Consider the following 17770-nt stretch of genomic DNA (forward strand, 5'->3'; position numbering starts at 1 on the left):
CGGCCCGGGAAAATAGATGTGGCTTGCACTTATTAGCTTGCCTAACTTATTCTGCGTATGACCCGACGGACTGGTGGAGAGGGAGAGAACCCATGCCGGCAGAGGATCCGTTCGACGAGGGGGCGACCGGCGTCCTGCGTCAGCCGAAGGCCGTCTGGGCCACGGCGGGCGCCTCGGTCGTCGCCTTCATGGGGATCGGTCTGGTGGACCCGATCCTGCCGTCCATCGCCGAGGGACTGGAGGCGACACCCAGCCAGGTGTCCCTGCTGTTCACCTCGTACTTCCTGATCACCGCCGTCGCGATGCTCGTGACCGGCTTCGTCTCCAGCCGCATCGGCGGACGCAGGACGCTTCTGGCCGGGCTGGCGCTGGTCGTCGTCTTCGCCGCGCTCTCCGGAACGTCCTCGTCGGTCGCCGAACTGGTCGGTTTCCGGGCGGGCTGGGGCCTGGGCAACGCCCTGTTCGTCTCCACCGCCCTCGCGGTGATCGTCGGCGCCGCCGCCGGCGGCAGTGCGGCGGCGATCCTCCTGTACGAGTCGGCGCTCGGCCTCGGCATGGCGTGCGGGCCGCTGGTCGGCGCCCTGCTCGGTGACGCCAGCTGGCGCTACCCGTTCTTCGGCACCGCGGCCCTGATGGCGATCGGGTTCCTCTGCATCACCGCGTTCCTCAGGGAACAGCCCAAGCCGGCCCGGAAGACCTCGCTGCTCGACCCGCTGAGGGCGCTCGGCCACGGCGGACTGGCCTCGGTCGCCGCTTCGGCGTTCTTCTACAACTACGCGTTCTTCACGATCCTGGCCTTCACCCCCTTCGTACTGAACATGTCGCCGTACAGGTCGGGCGCGGTGTTCTTCGCCTGGGGCCTGCTGCTCGCCGTCTTCTCGGTGCTCGTCGCACCCCGTCTGCAGCGGCGCTTCGGCTCGCTGAAGGTGGTCGGCGGATCCCTGGTGCTGCTCGCCGCGGACCTGGTGGTCCTCGGTTACGGCAACCACACGACGGCCGTCGTCTGCACCATCGTCTCGGGCGCCTTCATCGGCATGAACAACACCGTCTACACCGAACTGGCCCTCGGCGTCTCCGACGCGCCGCGGCCGGTGGCGAGCGCCGGATACAACTTCGTCCGCTGGTTCGCCGCGGCGGCGGCCCCCTACCTCGCCCCGAAGATCGAGGAGTGGAGCGACATCCACACGCCGTTCGTCGTCGCCGCCGTCGCGGCACTCGTCGGCGCGGCGGTCGTACGGGTACGGCGCACGGCACTGACCCACGAGGCGGGGGAACTGCGGCCCCGTCACGCCACGGAGGACGGCGTCACCGTCTTCGCCGACTGACCCGCTCCCCCCGGGACCGACCCCGCCCGCGGTCGTGTGGCGGGGCCCCTCCCCCTGCCCTGGGCGTCAGTCCAGCGGTACGGACGCGCGGAGCGGGTCACGCAGGTCGGTCCCCTGCGTGAGCCAGCGCTCCTGGAGCTCCTGCGCGCCCCTCACCCGCTTCCAGGCCGCCTCGTTGTGCGTCATCGGCAGCAGTGGCAGGAAGCGCACCGGGTCCATCGGGGCTTCGAGTTCGAGGTCCTCGACCAGGCCCCCCGGCTCGGCGACCAGGACGGAACTGAAGGGCGCCCCGGCCCACAGCGGCTGCCCCAGGTCCAGCGAGGCCCCGGGAGCCACGATCAGCCCTTCGACCTGCGGGGAGGCCGCCAGTACGGCGAGAGGCCGCAGCACCTGGTCGGTGTCGGCGAGCCCCACCCGTACGGACAGGACCAGCTCGGCGCGCGGCCCCTTCACGGGGTCGGCGAGCGGCGCGGTCGGGTCGGCCATCGGCTGGGCGGACATGCCGAGGGTGGCGTAGCGCACCACATCGCCGTCGATGAAGCGGAGCACCTCGATGCGGTCCGTGCCGAGGAACGTCACATCGGCGCGTGCGTCCGGCTCCCCGAGCGCCGTACGGAGCCGGGCCTCGACCAGATCAAGAATTTCTCCCATGCCGCGAGCATAGATCGCGTAAGGAATGGGAACAGAAAGGGATTGGCTCCTCGACCGGCTGATAGCCTGAGGCGTCGGTCGGGACAGCGCGCGGAGCGCGCTCTCAGTCCCGACAACACGTGCTCCCCCACGGGGGACCGGCCGGAGGAGGTGGGGCTGCGGTGGATCCAAGTCGACCGTGCAGTACCGACCGCCCTTCCGCACAACGCCTTCCTTCTGTGATCTGACGCCCTTCCCGGACGTCACCACGGCAGTTCGCGCACCGGAAGAGCCCCGCGTTTTTGCCTGTCTGTAGCGAACGCCGTCATCGTGCCCACGCGGTGCCGCCCGCTTTGCGGACGTGAGCGCACGTCCCCATTCCGGGCAGTTCCACGTGCCCACCGACGGCCCTCCGTGAAGAGGAGCCAGCCATGTCGATGATCCGTGACCTGCGCGCCGCCGTGCGCCCGTCCCTGCGCAAGAGCAACACCCCGTACAACAGCTACGACACCACCCGTGACCCGTCCGCCTCCAGCGCCGTCGTCGACTGCGCCGTCTACCGGGACGGGCGCCGGATCACCGACACCTCCGGCCTGACACCGCGCGAGGCGATCCTGCGCGTGCGGGAGGAGGGCGGCTTCGCCTGGATCGGCCTGCACGAGCCGACCGAGGAGGAATTCGCCGGTATCGCACGGGAGTTCGGGCTCCACCCGCTCGCCGTCGAGGACGCCGTCCACGCGCACCAGCGGCCGAAGCTGGAGCGTTACGACGACACGCTGTTCACCGTCTTCAAGACGATCCACTACGTCGAGCACGCCGAGCTGACCGCGACCAGCGAGGTCGTCGAGACCGGCGAGGTGATGTGCTTCACCGGGCGGGACTTCGTGATCACCGTCCGGCACGGCGGGCAGGGTTCGCTGCGCGCCCTGCGCCACCGGCTCCAGGAGGACACCGAGCTGCTCTCCAAGGGCCCGTCCGCCGTGCTGCACTCCATCGCCGACCACGTCGTCGACGGTTACATCGCGGTGGCGGCCTCGGTGCAGGACGACATCGACGAGGTGGAGATCGACGTGTTCTCCACCCCCGCCAAAGGGACCCCGCGCGGGTCGGACGCGGGCCGGATCTACCAGCTGAAGCGCGAGGTGCTGGAGTTCAAGCGCGCGGTGTCGCCCCTGCTGCGGCCGATGCAGCTGCTGAGCGAGCGCCCGATGCGGCTGATCGACCCCGACATCCAGAAGTACTTCCGCGATGTCGCCGACCACCTGGCGCGCGTGCACGAAGAGGTCATCGGCTTCGACGAACTGCTCAACTCGATCCTCCAGGCCAATCTGGCGCAGGCGACCGTCACGCAGAACGAGGACATGCGCAAGATCACGTCGTGGGCGGCGATCATCGCCGTGCCCACGATGATCTGCGGGGTGTACGGCATGAACTTCAAGCACATGCCCGAACTCCGCTGGACGTACGGCTATCCGATGGTGCTGGCCCTCATCGGCGTGGTCTGCTTCTCCATCCACCGCACCCTCAAGCGCAACGGCTGGCTCTGACGGAGTCTCCAATAGAGTTCGGGCATGACTGCTGCTGACGTGTTGCTTGCACGGGCTCTCGTCGAGGAGGCCACCAAGAAGTCCGGCCTGATCTGGGTGCGGGGCACCGGCCCCTCCCGGGCGCTGTGGCACGTGTGGCACGAGGGTGCGGCCGTGCTCGTCGGGGACGGCCCCGGGGAGCAGCCGCTCCCCGCCGGGCTGGACGCCGGCGCCGCCGCCGAGGTGACCGTGCGCAGCAAGGACAAGGGCGGCAGGCTCGTGGCCTGGACCGCCGCCGTCACGGTGCTGGAGCCGCACTCCGAGGAGTGGGAGGCGGCGGTCGGCGAGCTCAAGGGCAAGCGGCTGAACGCGCCGGACGCCGAACAGATGACGGAGCGCTGGGCCCGTGAGTGCCGGGTCGTACGGCTGGTCCCCGGCGGATCCCGTACGGACCTGCCGGACACCTCGCTGGCCGCACCGCCGCTGCCCACGGGGGCGACGACGCGGCGCACGGCGCCGGCCGCGCTCCCCCGGCTGCTGCTGAAGCGCCGCGGGAGGCGTTGACCGGCTCCGTCAGCCGGAGGACCTGGGCAGCTCGCCGCCGTAGTCGACGGTGTCGTCCTCGGCCGGTGCCTCCAGCGTGAAGGGCTTGCCCCAGTCGGCGAGGGTGACGGTCCCGCCGCCGCCGCCACGGGCCACGCGCAGGGGATACGGAGTGCCCTTGAGCGAGACGTCCAGCGCGCCGCCCTCACCCTTTCCCCCCATGATCTGCACGGTGCGCACGCCGCCGACCGTGTCCCGGTCACCCTTGTCGATCTTCCCGTGCAGGGACAGCACCCCGTCGAGCAGCGTCTTCTTCTCCGTGAAGCCGCGCAGCTGCAGGTAGGTGGGGTCGTCCTCCGGGACCTTCACGTACTTCCCGCCGAGCTTGTCCGCGGCCTGGTCGCTCTCGTCGTCGGCCTTCTCGTCCTTCCAGAAGCCGGCGTCCGCCTTGAGGAAGAGCTCGTCGCCGACGCGCAGCAGCGCGAACGTGTTCTGCTTCGAGGTGACCGATCCCGTGCCGCCCCTGCTGCTGAGCTGCATGTTCAGGGTGTATGTCCCGCCCTTGCTGACCAGCTTGCCCGTCAGCCGCACCGCGTCCGCGGACCCGGCGGCGGCCAGCGCCTTCTTCTCGATCTGCGGGGCCGTCAGTTTGCCGACGCCGTTGGTCCCCTTGTCCGGGTCCTCCCCCGCGCAGGCCGTGAGCGCGACGGTCAGCCCCGCGCAGAGCACCACGGCGAGAGCGGTCCGGCGGGGGGCCCGGACGGCCGGGGCGGAAGAGGTCACAGGCGCACTGCCTCTCATCTGTGTGTCTGGGGGTGGCAGACGGCAGCGTACCCGTGCCGCGTACGCCATTCGGCAGAGCGCCGTACGGACGGCCCGCCAGGGCGTGACGGACCGGTACGGGCTAGCCTGATCACGGCAGAGGAGGATGTGAGGGGCAGAGGGAGGCGCACAGGATGGCGGCAGTCACTCCCAGGGTCTTCGTCTCACATCTCGCCGGTGTACCGGTGTTCGACCCGAATGGTGATCAGGTCGGCCGGGTCCGGGATCTGGTGGCGATGCTCCGGGTCGGCGGCAAGCCGCCGAGGCTGCTGGGCATGGTCGTCGAGGTCGTGAGCCGGCGGCGCATCTTCCTGCCCATGACGCGGGTGACGGGCGTCGAGTCGGGCCAGGTCATCACGACCGGCGTGGTCAACATGAGGCGCTTCGAGCAGCGCCCGACCGAGCGACTCGTCCTCGGTGAGTTCCTTGACCGGCGGGTGCGCCTCAAGGAGACGGACGAGGAGGTGACCGTCCTCGACGTCGCCATCCAGCAGCTCCCCGCCCGCCGCGACTGGGAGATCGACAAGTTCTTCGTGCGCAAGGGACGCGGCGGCGCCCTCCGCCGCAGGGGCGAGACGCTGACCGTGGAGTGGTCGGCGGTGAGCGGCTTCTCGCTGGAGGAGCACGGGCAGGGCGCGGAGAACCTGGTGGCGACCTTCGAACGACTGCGTCCCACCGACGTCGCCAACGCCCTGCACCATCTGACGCCCAAGCGCCGTGCCGAGGTCGCCGCCGCCCTGGACGACGAGCGGCTCGCGGACGTCCTGGAGGAGCTCCCCGGTGACGACCAGGTGGAGATCCTCGGGAAGCTGGCGGAGGACCGCGCCGCGGACGTCCTGGAGGCGATGGACCCGGACGACGCGGCCGACCTGCTCTCGGAGCTGCCGGAGGCGGACAAGGAACGTCTCCTCGCGCTGATGCGCCCGGACGACGCCGCCGACGTACGGCGTCTGCTGGCGTACGAGGAGCGGACGGCGGGCGGGCTGATGACGACCGAGCCGATCATCCTGCGACCGGACGCGACGGTCGCGGACGCGCTGGCCAGGGTCCGCCAGCAGGACCTCTCCCCCGCGCTCGCCGCCCAGGTGTACGTCTGCCGGTCGCCGGACGAGACCCCGACCGGCAAGTACCTGGGCACCGTGCATTTCCAGCGGCTGCTGCGGGATCCGCCGTTCACCCTGGTCAGCTCGATCGTCGACAGCGATCTGGTCCCCCTGGCGCCGGACACCCCGCTTCCCGCCGTGACCAGCTACCTGGCCGCGTACAACATGGTCTCGGTGCCCGTGGTGGACGAGAGCGGCTCGCTGCTGGGGGCGGTGACCGTCGACGACGTGCTGGACCACCTGCTGCCCGACGACTGGCGCGAGACGGATTTCCTGGGCGAGGAGGAGATCACCGGTGGCCGCTGAGGACCGCGCGAGGGCCGTGCCGACGGGCGCCTCGGGCATCGTGCGCCCGCCGCGCCCCCGGCTGGACCAGCCGAAGGCACCACGGCGCCGGCTGCTGCCCGAGTACGACCCCGAGGCGTTCGGCCGGTTCTCCGAACGCATCGCCCGCTTCCTGGGCACCGGGCGGTTCATCGTCTGGATGACCCTGATCATCATCCTCTGGGTGGTGTGGAACATCTTCGCGCCGCAGGAACTGCGCTTCGACGAGTACCCGTTCATCTTCCTGACCCTGATGCTGTCCCTCCAGGCCTCCTACGCGGCCCCCCTGATCCTCCTCGCGCAGAACCGCCAGGACGACCGCGACCGGGTCACCCACGAGCAGGACCGCAAGCAGAACGAGCGCTCCATCGCGGACACGGAATTCCTGAGCCGGGAGATCGCCGCCCTCCGGATGGGCCTCGGGGAGGTCGCCACGCGCGACTGGATCCGCTCGGAGCTGGAGGCCATGGTGAAGGACATGGAGGAGCGCCGGATCCTCTCGCGTGCCGAGAGTGACGAAGGCGACCGCGGAGGGGCTACCCGCCCGTAGCCCCCGTAGCCGTAACATCGTCCGTATGGCTACGGAAGACGCGGTGCGCGAAGCGCTGGCGACAGTGAACGACCCGGAGATCCACCGACCGATCACCGAGCTGGGCATGGTGAAGTCGGTCGAGATCGATCCTGACGGTGTAGTCGCTGTCACCGTGTATCTCACGGTTTCCGGCTGCCCCATGCGCGAGACGATCACGAAGAACGTCACCGACGCGGTGGCCCGCGTCGAGGGCGTGTCACGGGTCGAGGTCACGCTCGACGTGATGAGCGACGAGCAGCGCAAGGAGCTCGCCTCGTCGCTGCGCGGCGGCACGGCGGAGCGGGAGGTGCCGTTCGCCAAGCCCGGCTCGCTGACCCGTGTCTACGCGGTCGCGTCCGGCAAGGGCGGCGTCGGCAAGTCCTCGGTCACGGTGAACCTCGCGGCGGCGATGGCGGCCGACGGGCTCAAGGTCGGCGTGGTCGACGCGGACATCTACGGGCACAGCGTGCCCCGGATGCTCGGCGCGGACGGCAAGCCCACCCAGGTCGAGAACATGATCATGCCGCCGTCCGCGCACGGCGTGAAGGTGATCTCCATCGGCATGTTCACCCCGGGCAACGCCCCGGTGGTGTGGCGCGGGCCCATGCTGCACCGCGCGCTGCAGCAGTTCCTCGCCGATGTCTACTGGGGCGACCTCGACGTCCTGCTGCTCGACCTGCCGCCGGGCACCGGTGACATCGCGATCTCCGTGGCGCAGCTCGTCCCGAACGCCGAGATCCTGGTCGTCACGACCCCGCAGCAGGCCGCCGCCGAGGTGGCCGAGCGGGCCGGCTCCATCGCCGTCCAGACCCACCAGAAGATCGTCGGCGTCGTCGAGAACATGTCGGGCATGCCGTGCCCGCACTGCGACGAGATCGTCGACGTGTTCGGTTCGGGCGGCGGACAGCGGGTCGCCGACGGACTGACGAAGACGGTCGGCGCCGAGGTCCCGGTGCTCGGGTCCATCCCGATCGACGTACGGCTGCGTGAGGGCGGCGACGAGGGCAAGCCCGTCGTCCTGTCCGACCCGGACTCCGCCGCGGGCTCCGCGCTGCGCTCCATCGCGGACAAGCTGAGCGGCCGTCAGCGCGGCCTGTCGGGCATGTCCCTGGGGCTCACCCCGCGCAACAAGTTCTGAGCGGCGTGCGGGTGGGGGCGGTCTCCTGAGGAGGCCGCCCCCACCCGCACGCTCAGTTCTCGTACGAGGCGATGTCGCCGATCACCGCGAATCCCAGGCCGTACGCGCTCATGCCGCGGCCGTACGCGCCGATGTGCACCCCCTCGGGGGCCGAGCCGGCGAGCACCCAGCCGAACTCCGACTCGCGGTAGTGGAAGTCCACCGGCACGCCGTCCACCGGGAGGGACAGCGTCGACCAGGGCTCCCGGCCCAGGTCGTCCGCGAGCTCGAACGCGGTGTCGGTCTGCTGGTTCAGCCATTCGCCACGCAGGGTGTGGTCCATCTGCGGGGGCCAGGTGCAGTCCAGCAGACCGGAGCCCGCCAGCCAGGCCGCCGACGAGACCGAGGTGGCGTCCAGGACGCCCGTACCGTCGTCACTGTCCCGTACGGGGCTGCTGCCCACGGTCACGACCACCGCGAAGCGCGCCTTCTCCGCCCCCGCGTCGGCCCGTACGACGGGCTCCTCGCCGTGCCCGGTGGAGCCGTGCTGCACCGTGTCGTCCGCCGCGGCGGTGACGCTCATCAGCCAGCGCGGGCCGGTGAATGCCTCGTCCAGCCCGTACCAGGGGAACGGTGCCTTGAGATAGCCGTCGACAGTACGCCGGGTCGCCGGCATCCCCTCTGCGGTGACTGCGCTGGACGCACCGTCCGCCCCTGCCCGACTCGTCGTCTCCACTGCCCGGCCGCCTCCTCGATCTTCCACTGATCCGGAGCGGCCCTCCCCCCGTGGGCATGGGCAACCTCGCAACCGGACAGATGGAGAATAGCCATACCGCCCGGACGAGTCGGGATTGACGGTCTCAGGTGGCGTCTGCGTCGAAGGGCGGACGCTCGTCCTTGGCCGGCTGCGCGGGCTTCTTGAGGAGGTCCGGCGTGGCCGCGGCTGCCGCGCCGGACGCCGCCGCGGCGGTGCCGGTGGAAGAGGCACTCTCGCGGCCGTTCACCGCGTCGGTGACCTCCGCCATCTCCTTGCGCAGGTCGAAGCTCTCGCGGATCTCCTTGAGCCCCAGGTCGTCGTTCCCGTCCATGAGCTGCTTGCGGACGAACGTCTTGGGGTTGAGGTCCTCGAACTCGAAGTCCTTGAACTGGGGCCCGAGCTCCGAGCGGATGTCTTCCTTGGCACTGTCCGAGAACTCACGGATCTTGCGGATGGTGCGCGTGACGTCCTGGATGACCTTCGGCAGCTTCTCCGGACCGAATACGAGCACGGCGAGAACCACGAGCGTCAGCAGCTCGAGTGCGCCTATGTCATTGAACACCTTGCTGCTCCTCGTGTTCTCTGCGTGGTCTCCGCGTGTTCTCCGCCGCCAGGTCAGGGGGCCCGGACCGCTCCACGGTACCCGGCGAAGCTGTCCGTGCGGTACCTGCCGGTGGCCGTCAGGTGCCGCTCGCCGACCCGAGCGTCAAAGTCATGGACAGGTCTTTGCCACCGCGGGTCAGGACGAGCCCGAGCCGGTCACCCGGCCGGTGGGCGCGGATCTTGACGATCAGTTCCTCCCCGCTGTGCACGCGCCGGCCCTCCACCTCGGTGATGATGTCGCCCTCGCGGATGCCCGCCTTGTCGGCCGGGCCGCCCTCGGTCACCGCCGTCGCGCCGTCGGCCGCCTTGCCGCCCACCTTGGCTCCGTCGCCGGTGAACTCCATGTCCAGCGTGACGCCGATCACGGGATGGGTGGCCTTGCCGGTGTTGATCAGTTCCTCGGCGACGCGCTTGCCCTGGTTGATCGGTATGGCGAAGCCGAGGCCGATGGAGCCGGACTGGCCGCCGTCGAGACCGGATCCGCTGTCGGCGGCGCGGATGGCGCTGTTGATGCCGATGACCCGGGCCTCGGTGTCGACCAGGGGGCCGCCGGAGTTGCCCGGGTTGATCGGGGCGTCGGTCTGCAGCGCGTCGACGTAGCTGACATCGGTGCCGTCGCCCTTCTCGCCGCCCGCGGTGATGGGGCGCTGCTTGGCGCTGATGATGCCGGAGGTGACCGTGTTGGACAGGTCGAAGGGTGCGCCGATGGCCACCACGGGGTCACCCACCCGCACGTTGTCGGAGTTCCCGAGGGGCAGCGGCTTGAGGCCCGAGACTCCGGTCACCTTGACGACGGCCAGGTCGTAGCCGCTGTCCTTGCCGACGAGCTCGGCCTGCGCGCTCTCCCCGCCGCTGAACGTGACGGTGATGTCGCCGGTGGAGCCCGCGGGGGCGACGACGTGGTTGTTGGTCAGGATGTGGCCCTTGCCGTCGAGGACGAAGCCGGTGCCGGTGCCGGACTCGGCGGAGCCGTTGACGTGCAGGGTGACCACGCTGGGCAGCGCGCTGGAGGCGATCCCGGCGACGCTGTCGGGTGCCCGGCCTCCGTCGGCCCGGCCGGCCTGGGGCAGCTCGACCGTGGTGAGGCCGCCGTTACGCTCGACGTAGGCACCGATCCCGCCGCCGATCCCGCCGGCCACGAGGGCGAGGAGCGCCGCCCCGACGAGGAGGGTCCCCCGGCGGTTCCCGCGCGGCCGGGGGTCCGGGCCCAGGGCGGGGCCGGGGTGGCTCAGCGGCTGCTGCGGGGGCGTGCCCCAGGGGTCGTACCGCAGCCACTGCGAGGGCTGCCGCGGGGCCTGCATGGCCTGTCCGGGGTGCTGCTGCGGCACCGGGTGCGGCGGGGGCGCCCAGCCCTCGGTGTGGCCCTGACCGCCCGCCGAGGGGGCGGCTGCGGACACGGGCGCCGCCACGCCGTGCCCGTGCGTCCCGGCGTACGGCGGCGGTACGGCGGTCCCGTGGGCCGGAGTCGGCACAGGGCGCTGCACGGGCGGCGCGGGCGCCCACGGCCCCGGGCCGCCGTAGGGCGGGGTGCTGTACTCGTCGGGCGCGTGCAGGGGCTGCGTACGGTGCGCCGCCGGCTCGGCGGCCGGGGGCACGGGCGTGAAGTCGCGGGGCTCGTCCTCCGGCGGCGCGGGCGGCTCGGCCGGCGACGGTGCGGGCGGCCGGGCGGCCGGTGGTGCGTGCATGAAGTCGCCGTCCGTCCCGGGGGCGGGCCGCTGTGCGGTGAGGGGTGCGGCGGCCTCGTCGGCCGACTGCTCCCCGCTCGGGGGCGGCGTCGTCCCCTCGACTCCGGAGACGGTCACCGCGTCCTCCGGACCGGCCGGACGGTCCCGCTCCGTGGAGGGACGGCTCCACCACTTCGTCTTCGGCCCGCTGGGCTTCCCGTCGTCCATGCTCTCCCCGCAACTGGCCCTTGCACGCCTCACAGAGGCGTCCCTCCCGGAATTCAACCAGGTTTGCGAATCCGCGCGCAGGGTCCCGGTCAGCGCAGCGGTGTGAGCGGCATCGCGCGCTCCCGCAGCGGCGGGGCGAGGGCCGTCGCGGACGGCTCCGGATCCGCTCCCCCGCGGAGCGCGGGCGCGTACAGCGGGCCGGCGCCGGCCGGGCGTATGAGCGGCGGCACGGTCACGTTCAGCACCGGGAAGGCGAACGTGCCTCCGGTGAGCGCCGAGGTGCTCAGCAGCGAGGGCTGGGCGGACGAGGACGGGACGGCGCCCGCCCGGAGGCCCTGACCCTGTCCGACGGCGAGGGCACCACCGCCGCCGCGGCTGGCCGTCGCACCGGCGCTGCCGGTCCGCTCCTCGGCGTCGAGCGGGGTCGCGTTGCTCCCCGCGCCTTCCGCGCTGAGCGGGGTCTCCGGGCTGTGGTCGAGCGGGAGCGAGCCTCCCAGGGCGATGGCCGCGAGCGAGACCGCGCTGGCCGCGACGAACGCGAAGCGCCGGGCGCGCCACGGGGAGCGGTCGGCGTCCCGGGCCACGTCATGGACGCGGAAGCCGGAACCGGACGCGCCGCCCGGCAGCACGGCGGTCGAGCCGTGGGCGGTGGGGAGGTACCCGAAGCCGTCCAGCGGGGAACGGCCTGATTCCGGGGAGCCGGGCTGCAGCACGGGGAGCATTCCGTCCGCGAAGCGCCGCCGGCCGTTCGAGCCGTCGTCAGGACCGCCGCCGCTGCCGCTGGGACCCCCGGGGAGGCCCTGGAGGCGGGCGAGGAAGCCCTCGGAGGGCGAAGGGGAGGCGGAGGTCGCGAAGGCGCTCTTCAGCCGTCGCTGGGCGTCGGCCTCGGCCTTGCACCGGGCGCAGGTCGCCAGATGGGCCAGGACCCGCTCCCGGGCATCGTGTTTGAGCTCACCGTCGACGAGCGCGGCGAGCCGGTCCCCCAGATGCTGCTCCGCGGGGGTCGGACCTGTGCCGCTCACGCCGTTCCGCCCTCCCCTGCCAGGACCGCGTCCGCGAGGGAACGCTGCTCGGCGCGGGCCTCGGGTGAACGGTGCTTGAGCGCCTTGCGCAGGTGCGAGCGGCCACGGTGGATGCGGCTGCGCACCGTGCCGAGCTTGACGCCCAGCGTGGCGGCGATCTCCTCGTACGAGAGGCCCTCGATGTCGCAGAGCACGACCGCGGCACGGAACTCGGGCGCGAGGGTGTCCAGCGCCTGCTGCACGTCCGCGTCGAAGTGCGTGTCGTTGAAGACCTGCTGCGGGGAGGGCTCACGGCTCGGCAGCCGCTCGGCCGCGTCGTCGCCGAGGGAGTCGAAACGGATCCGCTGCTTGCGGCGGACCATGTCCAGGAAGAGATTCGTCGTGATCCTGTGCAGCCAGCCCTCGAAAGTGCCGGGCGTGTAGGTCGACAGCGACCGGAAGACGCGGACGAAGACTTCCTGGGTGAGGTCCTCGGCGTCGTGCTGGTTACCCGTCAGCCGGTAGGCGAGGCGGTACACCCGGGCACTGTGGGTGCTGACGATCTCTTCCCATGAGGGCGGGGTCCACGCCTGGGAATCCGCATCTGAGGCGAAGGTCGCGGTCGGTGCGGAGTCGTTGGAAGAACGGTCAGCGGTGTCGGTCACGGATTTCGGCTCACCCGCCGACCTGAGAAAGCGCCGCAGCGCACCTCTCCGATCCACAGGCGCAGCCGCACCTCCCCTATCGGCTCTGGTGGTGTCCAGTGGAGCCCCTACCATAGCCACCTCGCCCGTTAGCTCCGGATAAGCCTTTTTACCTGCTGGTGTCCCGGTGTCCCCGGGAGCAAGAGGCACATTCCGGACCCGGCCGCAGGGCCCGGTCCACGTGTTCTCCTCCGTCCCCTCATAACGCCCGGTCCCATCTGCGGGTTCCCGGGTCCAGCGGATACAGTCACCGTTGCGCCAACTACGGGGACAGGAGAGGGTCATTACCGCCAACCGGCAGACGAGCTGGGCATTCGCCGACGCCTTTGTCGCCGAGGAAGAAGCTCTGCTCTGGGCCCGGGACCGGGCCCACGAGGCGGGGCTCCGCCCGGTGTCGTCAGGCACCGGCGCGGCACTGCGCCTGCTCGCTGCCACCGCGGACGCCAAGGCGGTGGCCGAGATCGGCACCGGAACCGGCGTGTCCGGTATCTATCTGCTGCAGGGCATGCGCCCGGACGGGGTTCTGACCACCGTCGACCCGGAGCCCGAGCGCCAGCAGTTCGCCCGCGAGGCCTTCCGGGCCGCGGGCTTTGCCACGAACCGTGCCCGGTTCATCCCGGGGCGCGCCCTCGACGTACTGCCGCGGCTCGCGGACGGCGGTTACGACCTCGTCTTCTGCGACGGCGACCGGCTGGAGAGCCTTGACTGCCTCGCTGAATCGTTGCGCCTGCTGCGACCTGGCGGACTGGTCTGTTTCGAGGGCGTCTTCGCCGACGGCCGCACGATCGACTCGGCGGCGCAGCCGGCCGAGGTGCTGCGCCTGCGCGAGCTGCTGCGGGCCGTGCGCGAGAGCCAGGAGCTCATGGCGACACTGCTGCCGGTGGGCGACGGCCTGCTGTGCGCGGTGCGGCGCGGCTGAGCCGGCCTGACGGGCACGGCCGCCGGACTCCCCCCGACGCACTGCTGCCCCGGCACGGAATCCGTGCCGGGGCAGCAGTGAAGTGTGGTCGCCTCCGCCTCAGCCGACGACCTTCTTCAGCGCGTCACCGAGTGCATCGGCCTCGTCCGGAGTCAGCTCGACGACAAGCCGACCGCCGCCTTCGAGCGGAACGCGCATGACGATGCCCCGCCCCTCCTTTGTCACCTCGAGCGGGCCGTCGCCCGTCCGCGGCTTCATGGCCGCCATGCTCGTTCCCCTTCCTGAAACCAGCTCATCGCAGCCGGCGGCCCCATGACAGGCGCTGCCTCACCGGCGTCGAACACAATGCTTCCTCCGCATTATCCCGCATCAGGGACCCCGATGACCAACATCGGCCGGCATCGCTTGCGCAACGCGCTCTCGCAAAACCACCCAATTCGGCGATCCAGCTGCGATACTGCGCCGCCGTCGGCCCCCAGCCGAAGTCCAATCGTTAGACGCAGGTCACATGTCCGGCCCGCCGGAAGTCCGCCATGCTTGCCTGGACAGGCACGACGCCGGACCCGCAAGGAGACCCTGCAATGGCCGAGACGGCTGACACGGTGCTCGCAGACGTGAGCGACGGGCTCGCGACGATCACGATCAATCGCCCCGACGCGATGAACGCCATGAACACCGCCGCCAAGGTCGCTCTCCGCGACGCCCTCCTGGCGGTCGCGGACGATCCCGCCGTGCGCGCGGTTCTGCTGACGGCCACCGGGCGCGCCTTCTGCGTCGGCCAGGACCTCAAGGAGCACGTGGCCAAGCTGTCCGAGGCCCGCGAGCCGGACGGCGGCAACGCGCTGAGCACGGTGCGGGAGCACTACAACCCCATCGTCCGTGCGATCACGGAGATGGAGAAGCCCGTGGTCGCTGGCGTCAACGGGGTCGCCGCCGGGGCGGGTTTCGGGTTCGCGCTCGCCGCCGACTACCGCGTGGTCGCCGACACCGCGGTCTTCAACACGTCCTTCGCGGGGGTCGCGCTGACCGCCGACTCGGGCGTCTCCTGGACCCTGCCGCGGCTGATCGGTGCGAGTCGCGCCGCCGACCTGCTGTTCTTCCCGCGTTCGGTCTCCGCCCAGGAGGCGTACGAGCTGGGCATCGTGAACAAGGTGGTGCCCGCCGCCGACCTGGCGAAGGAGGCGCACGCGGTGGCCCGCGCCCTGGCGGACGGGCCGACGGTGGCCTACGCGGCCCTGAAGGCGTCCGTGGCGTACGGCGCCGGGCACACGCTCGCCGAGACCCTGGAGAAGGAGGACGAACTCCAGACGAGGGCGGGCGCGTCGCAGGACCACACGATCGCGGTCGAGGCGTTCCTCGCCAAGCAGCCCCCGAAATATCTCGGCAGGTAGGGGCAGAGGGGGTCCTCCGTCCGGATCGCCCTGTTCCGGGCGGGGAAGGCCTTACCGGCCGCCGCCCCGGGCCACACAGTCGGCCAGATGGTCGTCGACGAGGCCGCAGGCCTGCATCAGGGCGTACGCCGTCGTGGGTCCGACGAAGCGGATGGAGCGCTTCTTCAGCTCCTTGGCCAGCGCGGTGGACTCCGGGGTGACCGCCGGGACGTCGGCGAGTGCGCGCGGGGCCGGCCGCGAGGCCGGGTCAGGTGCGTGCGACCAGATGAGCGCGTCCAGCTCGCCCGCGTCCCAGCCCGCCAGCACCTTGGCGTTCGCGAGGGTGGCGTCGATCTTCGCGCGGTTGCGGATGATCCCGGCGTCGGCGAGGAGTCGCTCCTTGTCGGCGTCGGTGAACTCCGCCACGGCGGAGATCTTGAATCCGGCGAACGCGCTGCGGAAGCCCTCGCGGCGGCGCAGGATCGTCAGCCACGACAGCCCCGACTGGAACGCCTCCAGGCAGAGCCGCTCGAAGAGGGCGTCGTCGCCGTGGACCGGGCGGCCCCACTCGGTGTCGTGGTAGGTGAGGTAGTCCTCCGTGGCCAGACCCCACGGGCAGCGCAGCCGCCCGTCGGCCGCGGGCTCCGCGTCGCTCATCGCCCGCCCTCCTCGTCCTGCGGACCGTCCCCGGCGGCGGGCTCGCCCGGCCGCTTGAAGAGGTCGGGACCGTTCACCGCGGTCGCCTGGGCCCCGGCGAGCGCCGACTCCAGCTCGGCGATGTGGGCGTCGCGCTCGGCGAGCTCGGCCCCCAGCCGGCCGAGGGCCTCGTCCACGTCCGTCATGCGGTAGCCGCGCACGGCCATCGGCAGCCGCATGGCTTCGACATCGGCGCGGCCGACCGGTCGGCCGGCGGGCAGCGGGTCGGTGAGCCGCTCGGGCTCGACGTCCCGCAGCACCGCGCTTCCGCCTCCGCCGACCACCGCCAGGGTGACCGCGGCCACCACCACGGCCATCGTGAGCAGCAAGAACCAGAACACGTGCATCTCCCCGGGAGCGGAATACCTGTCCAGGTCAGATCGTGCCATGCGCCGCTGTCAGTCAGGGCCTCACCGCGGAACAGCCGGGCCCAGCGCCTCACGCAGGAGCTCGACGGCCGGAGGGATCTCCGTCTCGCTGATGTTGCCGTAACCGAGGACGAGCGCGCACCGCTCCGTTCGCTCCTCGCGGTAGTCGTCCAGGTCTGCCAGGCGCAGCCCGGCGGCTGCGGCGGACCGGACCGCCTCCCGGAGGCCGGTCCCGTCCGGCAGGTGGAGCAGGAGGTGGAGCCCGGCGGCGGTGCCGGAGACCCGGCCCTTCGGCACCCGGTCGCCGAGCGTACGGACCAACAGGTCGCGGCGGGAGCGGAACCGCCGCCGCGACGCGCGCAGATGGGCGTCGTACCACCCGCGGTCCAGGAAGGTGGCGAGCGCGAGCTGGTCGAGTACCGGTGGTGCCGTGGCGACGGCGTTCGCCGCCCGGAGCGCCGGGCTCATGCGGGCGGGGACGACCAGCCAGCCCAGGCCGAGGGCGGGCGAGAGCGTCTTGCTGACCGAGCCGAGGAGGACGACCCGGCTCGGATCCATCCCCTGCATGACGGCGACCGGGTGGCGGTCGTAGCGGAACTCGGCGTCGTAGTCGTCCTCGATGACGAAGCCGTCCACCTCGCGGGCCCAGCGCACCAGACCGGCACGGCGCTCCGGGGACAGCACCGTGCCGGTGGGGAACTGGTGTGCCGCGCCGACGACGACTGCCCTGGCTGGCGTACGCCCGAGGTCTTCGACGCGGAGGCCGTGGTGATCGACCGGCACCGGGTGCACACGCAGGCCCGCGCTCGTAGCGGCGTCCCGCAGCCGCCTCCAGCCCGGGTCCTCCACGGCCAGGTCGGCGATGCCCTCGGCCAGCAGCGCCCGGCAGGTGCGGAACAGGCCGTCGGTGGCGCCCGCGCACACGGACACCGATCCGGCGTGCGCGTCCGCGCCGCGTGAACGCCGCAGGTACTCCCCGACGGTGGTCCGCAGCACCTCGTGTCCGGTGGGGTCGGGCCGGCCGAGGTCGTCGTGGACGGCCGAGCCCGTGACCGCCCGGACGGCCTCCGCCCACCTGCGGCGCGGAAACGCCCGCAGGTCGGGGAGCCCGGGCGCGAGGTCGTACCGGATGGGCGGGCGCTCGGGTGCGCGGCGCTCCCGGGGGTGCGGCGGCGCGGTCTCCGGCGACCACGAGACGCGCGTGGCGGAGCCGACCCGGGCGGCGAGGTATCCCTCCGCGACGAGCTGCCCGTACGCCTCCGTCACGACCCAGCGCGAGCAGCCGAGTTCCTCGGCGAGCGCGCGGCTCGGGGGCACGGCGGCGCCCTCCGCGAGTCGGCCGTCCCGTATCGCGGTGCGCAGGGCGTGAGCCAGCCGGTCGTGGAGGCGGCGCCGGCCGCGTTCCGGTGGGGCGACGTCCAGCAGCGTCGCCCAGGCGTGATTGGTACGGGGAATATCCACGGGATTGGAGCGTAGCTCCGGGCCGAATCCGCCTAGCG

General features: G+C 71.8%; 19 protein-coding genes. 8 read left to right on the forward strand and 11 right to left on the reverse strand.

Annotation, left to right across the window (positions count from 1 at the left end; all coding sequences use genetic code 11):
• Nucleotides 1-92: 92 nt before the first annotated feature.
• The gene (locus ACZ32T_RS19910) at nucleotides 93-1325 is read left to right on the forward strand and encodes an MFS transporter (RefSeq protein ID WP_467368016.1); all 1233 of its coding nucleotides are present in this window, start codon (nucleotides 93-95) and stop codon (nucleotides 1323-1325) included.
• Between the two features lie 66 nt (nucleotides 1326-1391).
• On the opposite strand, the gene ACZ32T_RS19915 is transcribed toward ACZ32T_RS19910, so the two are convergent.
• On the reverse strand, nucleotides 1392-1976 hold the full coding sequence (locus ACZ32T_RS19915; RefSeq protein WP_467272502.1) for a suppressor of fused domain protein: 585 nt from the start codon (nucleotides 1974-1976) through the stop codon (nucleotides 1392-1394).
• 410 nt (nucleotides 1977-2386) lie between these two features.
• Between ACZ32T_RS19915 and ACZ32T_RS19920 the strand changes: the two genes are divergently transcribed.
• Both ACZ32T_RS19920 and ACZ32T_RS19925 read left to right on the forward strand, forming a co-directional pair.
• Entirely contained in the window at nucleotides 2387-3502 is a 1116-nt protein-coding gene (locus ACZ32T_RS19920; protein ID WP_467272504.1) for a magnesium and cobalt transport protein CorA, read from the forward strand.
• 24 nt (nucleotides 3503-3526) lie between these two features.
• Nucleotides 3527-4045 carry a hypothetical protein gene (locus tag ACZ32T_RS19925; protein ID WP_467272506.1) on the forward strand — a complete coding sequence of 173 codons (519 nt, stop codon included), beginning with the start codon at nucleotides 3527-3529 and terminating at the stop codon, nucleotides 4043-4045.
• 9 nt (nucleotides 4046-4054) lie between these two features.
• On the opposite strand, the gene ACZ32T_RS19930 is transcribed toward ACZ32T_RS19925, so the two are convergent.
• Entirely contained in the window at nucleotides 4055-4807 is a 753-nt protein-coding gene (locus ACZ32T_RS19930) for a hypothetical protein (RefSeq protein WP_467368018.1), read from the reverse strand.
• Between the two features lie 173 nt (nucleotides 4808-4980).
• On the opposite strand from ACZ32T_RS19930, the gene ACZ32T_RS19935 reads away from it, so the two are divergent.
• The 3 genes from ACZ32T_RS19935 to ACZ32T_RS19945 are packed head-to-tail and all read left to right on the forward strand — an operon-like array spanning nucleotide 4981 to nucleotide 7982.
• Nucleotides 4981-6255 carry a magnesium transporter MgtE N-terminal domain-containing protein gene (locus ACZ32T_RS19935; protein ID WP_467272510.1) on the forward strand — a complete coding sequence of 425 codons (1275 nt, stop codon included), beginning with the start codon at nucleotides 4981-4983 and terminating at the stop codon, nucleotides 6253-6255.
• Nucleotides 6245-6823: a DUF1003 domain-containing protein gene (locus ACZ32T_RS19940; RefSeq protein WP_467272512.1), complete on the forward strand. Its 579-nt coding sequence runs from the start codon at nucleotides 6245-6247 to the stop codon at nucleotides 6821-6823. The genes ACZ32T_RS19935 and ACZ32T_RS19940 overlap by 11 nt, the downstream gene beginning before the upstream one ends.
• Before the next feature lie 25 nt (nucleotides 6824-6848).
• Nucleotides 6849-7982 carry an Mrp/NBP35 family ATP-binding protein gene (locus ACZ32T_RS19945; protein WP_104788851.1) on the forward strand — a complete coding sequence of 378 codons (1134 nt, stop codon included), beginning with the start codon at nucleotides 6849-6851 and terminating at the stop codon, nucleotides 7980-7982.
• Between the two features lie 52 nt (nucleotides 7983-8034).
• Here ACZ32T_RS19945 and ACZ32T_RS19950 read toward each other — a convergent pair whose 3' ends face one another.
• The 5 genes from ACZ32T_RS19950 to sigE all read right to left on the reverse strand — a co-directional run bounded on the left by ACZ32T_RS19950 (nucleotide 8035) and on the right by sigE (nucleotide 12993).
• A complete protein-coding gene (locus tag ACZ32T_RS19950) occupies nucleotides 8035-8697 on the reverse strand; it encodes a hypothetical protein (protein WP_467274391.1) in 663 nt (220 codons plus the stop codon).
• Nucleotides 8698-8821: 124 nt separating this feature from the next.
• Nucleotides 8822-9280 (reverse strand): sec-independent translocase, encoded by a 459-nt coding sequence (locus tag ACZ32T_RS19955; RefSeq protein WP_365935106.1) that lies wholly within the window; start codon nucleotides 9278-9280, stop codon nucleotides 8822-8824.
• A 118-nt stretch (nucleotides 9281-9398) separates the two neighbouring features.
• Nucleotides 9399-11213 (reverse strand): S1C family serine protease, encoded by a 1815-nt coding sequence (locus tag ACZ32T_RS19960; protein ID WP_467274389.1) that lies wholly within the window; start codon nucleotides 11211-11213, stop codon nucleotides 9399-9401.
• Between the two features lie 89 nt (nucleotides 11214-11302).
• Nucleotides 11303-12235 carry an anti-sigma factor family protein gene (locus tag ACZ32T_RS19965; RefSeq protein ID WP_467368020.1) on the reverse strand — a complete coding sequence of 311 codons (933 nt, stop codon included), beginning with the start codon at nucleotides 12233-12235 and terminating at the stop codon, nucleotides 11303-11305.
• The gene (sigE, locus tag ACZ32T_RS19970; protein WP_467274385.1) at nucleotides 12232-12993 is read right to left on the reverse strand and encodes an RNA polymerase sigma factor SigE; all 762 of its coding nucleotides are present in this window, start codon (nucleotides 12991-12993) and stop codon (nucleotides 12232-12234) included. Before sigE ends, ACZ32T_RS19965 begins: the two co-directional genes overlap by 4 nt.
• Before the next feature lie 178 nt (nucleotides 12994-13171).
• Here sigE and ACZ32T_RS19975 point away from each other — a divergent pair, with 178 nt between their 5' ends.
• A complete protein-coding gene (locus ACZ32T_RS19975; RefSeq protein ID WP_356716108.1) occupies nucleotides 13172-13837 on the forward strand; it encodes an O-methyltransferase in 666 nt (221 codons plus the stop codon).
• 99 nt (nucleotides 13838-13936) lie between these two features.
• Here ACZ32T_RS19975 and ACZ32T_RS19980 read toward each other — a convergent pair whose 3' ends face one another.
• Nucleotides 13937-14104, reverse strand: coding sequence for a DUF3117 domain-containing protein (locus ACZ32T_RS19980; protein WP_003966491.1), 168 nt, complete (start codon nucleotides 14102-14104; stop codon nucleotides 13937-13939).
• A 314-nt stretch (nucleotides 14105-14418) separates the two neighbouring features.
• On the opposite strand from ACZ32T_RS19980, the gene chcB reads away from it, so the two are divergent.
• Nucleotides 14419-15228, forward strand: coding sequence for a 2-cyclohexenylcarbonyl CoA isomerase (chcB, locus tag ACZ32T_RS19985; protein ID WP_467274383.1), 810 nt, complete (start codon nucleotides 14419-14421; stop codon nucleotides 15226-15228).
• A gap of 51 nt (nucleotides 15229-15279) precedes the next feature.
• Here the strand turns inward: chcB and ACZ32T_RS19990 are convergent, their stop codons facing one another.
• The 3 genes from ACZ32T_RS19990 to pdxR form a co-directional block, all read right to left on the reverse strand.
• Nucleotides 15280-15864: a DNA-3-methyladenine glycosylase I gene (locus ACZ32T_RS19990; protein WP_467274381.1), complete on the reverse strand. Its 585-nt coding sequence runs from the start codon at nucleotides 15862-15864 to the stop codon at nucleotides 15280-15282.
• Complete coding sequence (locus ACZ32T_RS19995; protein WP_467274393.1) at nucleotides 15861-16250, reverse strand: DivIVA domain-containing protein; 390 nt, start codon at nucleotides 16248-16250, stop codon at nucleotides 15861-15863. The genes ACZ32T_RS19990 and ACZ32T_RS19995 overlap by 4 nt, the downstream gene beginning before the upstream one ends.
• A 63-nt stretch (nucleotides 16251-16313) precedes the next feature.
• Nucleotides 16314-17732 carry a MocR-like pyridoxine biosynthesis transcription factor PdxR gene (gene pdxR / locus ACZ32T_RS20000; RefSeq protein WP_467368023.1) on the reverse strand — a complete coding sequence of 473 codons (1419 nt, stop codon included), beginning with the start codon at nucleotides 17730-17732 and terminating at the stop codon, nucleotides 16314-16316.
• Between the last annotated feature and the right edge of the window lie 38 nt (nucleotides 17733-17770).

Source organism: Streptomyces sp. NPDC023573 (assembly GCF_055559735.1).